The organism is uncultured Chryseobacterium sp. (assembly GCF_913776365.1).
Lineage (GTDB): Bacteria > Bacteroidota > Bacteroidia > Flavobacteriales > Weeksellaceae > Chryseobacterium.
Map to the genome: position 1 here is coordinate 1 of NZ_CAJYMO010000092.1, position 2,600 is coordinate 2,600.

Annotated in this window: 1 protein-coding gene; it reads left to right on the plus strand. The window is 46.2% G+C overall.

What is annotated here, in order from left to right; translation table 11 throughout:
- Window positions 1-148: 148 nt before the first annotated feature.
- On the plus strand, window positions 149-2,600 hold a 2,452-nt coding region (locus QZ735_RS04685), incomplete at its 3' end, for a TonB-dependent receptor (protein ID WP_294244882.1).

Below are 2,600 nucleotides of genomic sequence, written 5' to 3' on the forward strand. Positions count from 1 at the left end.
ATATATATATATATATATATATATATTTGATTATTAATACTTTAAATTTATTTTCAGATTTCATGTATGAATGATGTCAGGTTATAAATTGCTCATTGTTATTTTTATTTAGAAAAAATATAAATAATTTTGTGGCAAATTATAAGAGTTGAAAAAAAGAGTGTTGCTTCTGGCTTTCCAGTGGATCGTAATTTCCGTGAGCGGACAGACGCTGACGGGGATGGTAGTGGAAGCTGATAACAGAAAGCCTGTTTCGGGCGTGAAAGTAGGCATTGAGAATACCGGGATCTGGACGGTAACCGATCATGCCGGAGCCTTCCGGATTGATTATTCCGCGAATGAGACCGTGGTTTTTTCCAGGGCGGGATTACTGGAAGAGAAAAGATCATTTGCTGCCGTTCCTTCCGGCAGCATTACCGTTGCCATGCAGATTGCCTCCATACGGATTAAAGAGATCATGCTTTCTGCAAAAAAGAAAAATTATTCTGAAATTGAGATTAAAGAAGAAGCCCTGAAGAACATCCAGGCCTTTTCCCTGAATGAAGTGCTGGAGCAGATTCCGGGACAGCAGCTGAAAAACCTCAACCTGAATGAATTCAAGCCTGTGGTCTTCAGGTCCGTAACCCTGGGAAGTCTTACCCAGACCGGCGCAGAGGGATTCGGAAACAAATCCTTCGGTACGGCCATTGTCGTCGATGGGATTCCTCTTTCCAATAACGAAAACATGCAGGGCTACGCCGGCAATTATGCCGCCATTGCAAAACCGTTGTCCAATGAAGGCTCCCTGTTTAATCCCAATATGCTGGGCTTCGGTAAAAGGAACGGGTTTAACGGCTATTTTTCCAATGCGAATTTCGGGGTAGACCTCAGGGAAATCCCGGTGGAAAATATCGAAAGTGTGGAAGTGGTGCAGGGAATCCCATCCGCAAAATACGGAGACCTGACCTCAGGTCTGGTCAGCATTCAGCAGAAAAGCGGCAGCACACCCTACCGGGCATATCTCGCCCTCCGGGAGGGAACCCAGGAATACAACATCAATAAAGGTTTCCAGGTAAGCAGGAAGCTCGGCTTCATCAACATCAACCTGAATTATCTGAGCTCCAATTCGGATCCGAGGACCAAATTCAATCAGTACCAGCGGGTCTCCGGTACCCTGATGTGGACGGTTTACAGCAAAAACAGGAACATCAGCAATTCCGTATCCTTGGATTACGGCAATAACCTGGATCATGCCAACTTCGAGGAAGAGGATATCTATGAAACCCTCATCAAAAATAAGAAAAGAGATGTACGGATTTCCAACCGGTTCAACTGGAGATTCACCGATGCATTTTTCGATAATCTCAGCATCAATGCCAATTATTCATCCGCTTATCAGAACAGCTTTGAATCCAGGCTGATCAACAGCGGCGGTAAAGTAGTAGGAACCGGCACCACAGACGGGGTTTATACAGGAGCATATACACCCGTAAGCTACCGGCAGGTAATGGAAGTGGAAGGAAAGCCCGTTTCCCTTTTCTTTTCCGCAGATTTGAAGAAAAACCTCAGGACGGAAGGCGGCTGGACCCATAATTTCCTGATCGGGACATCCCTGAGAAGCAGCGACAATAAGGGAGCCGGAAGACTGGGAAGCCCGGAAACCCTGAGCACAACTTTTTCTGGCGGCGGACAGGCCTTCAGGCCCTATAATTTCGGGCAGAACATCAGGGCAGAGTATCAGTATTCGCTTTATGCAGAGGATAACCTGTTTAAAAAGTTCGGAAGCTCTATCTTTAACCTGAACGCAGGGGCCCGGTTTGACCACCAGTTCGGGGCATCTGTTTTTCAGCCCAGGATCAATACGTATCTCATCTACCGGAATTTCAAGTTCAGGGGCGGGTTCGGGATCGCTTCAAAAGCCCCTTCGATGAATATGGTCTATACGGGTCCCCGTTATTATGACCAGGTGCTTGCCGACGTCCGCCTCCCGGGCTTCTACAATCTCGGGGTTGTACAGACTTTTGTGGATTATGCCGATAATAAAGGACTCAAGCCCTCGAAAAGTGTGCGTTCCGAATTGGGGATCGACTTTAAGTTCCCATCCGGGAATATCGGGCTGACCGCCTATTACAACAGGCTGTACGATGGGTTTACCAATGAATATTTTGCTTCCAAAAGGGATCAGGCCGACATCCGGATCAATTACAACGGAAACCAGACACCCACCTTCGACATCATCGGATATAAAAATCTGTACTACCTGCAGAATAAAATAGTCAACCGTCTCGAATCTAAAGATAAAGGACTGGAACTGATGGCAAGCTTTACGAAATTGCCGGTAAATAACCTCAGCCTGGATATCAACGGAAGTTATATTGACACCCGGAACAATTCCAATACCGACAGTTATTTCCTGTCCACAGCTTATAGTGACGGGGCGGTGTACGGTATGTACAGGTCCTATGAGCCGAAATTCAGGCAGATGAATGCAGGAGCCGCCCTCAATTACCATCTTCCGAAAGCCGGCCTCGTTATTACCCTGAGGACCCAGCATTTTATCATCGATGATAAAATCATGTACAATCCGAAAGTTTTATATGCTTACATCAATACCAACCTTG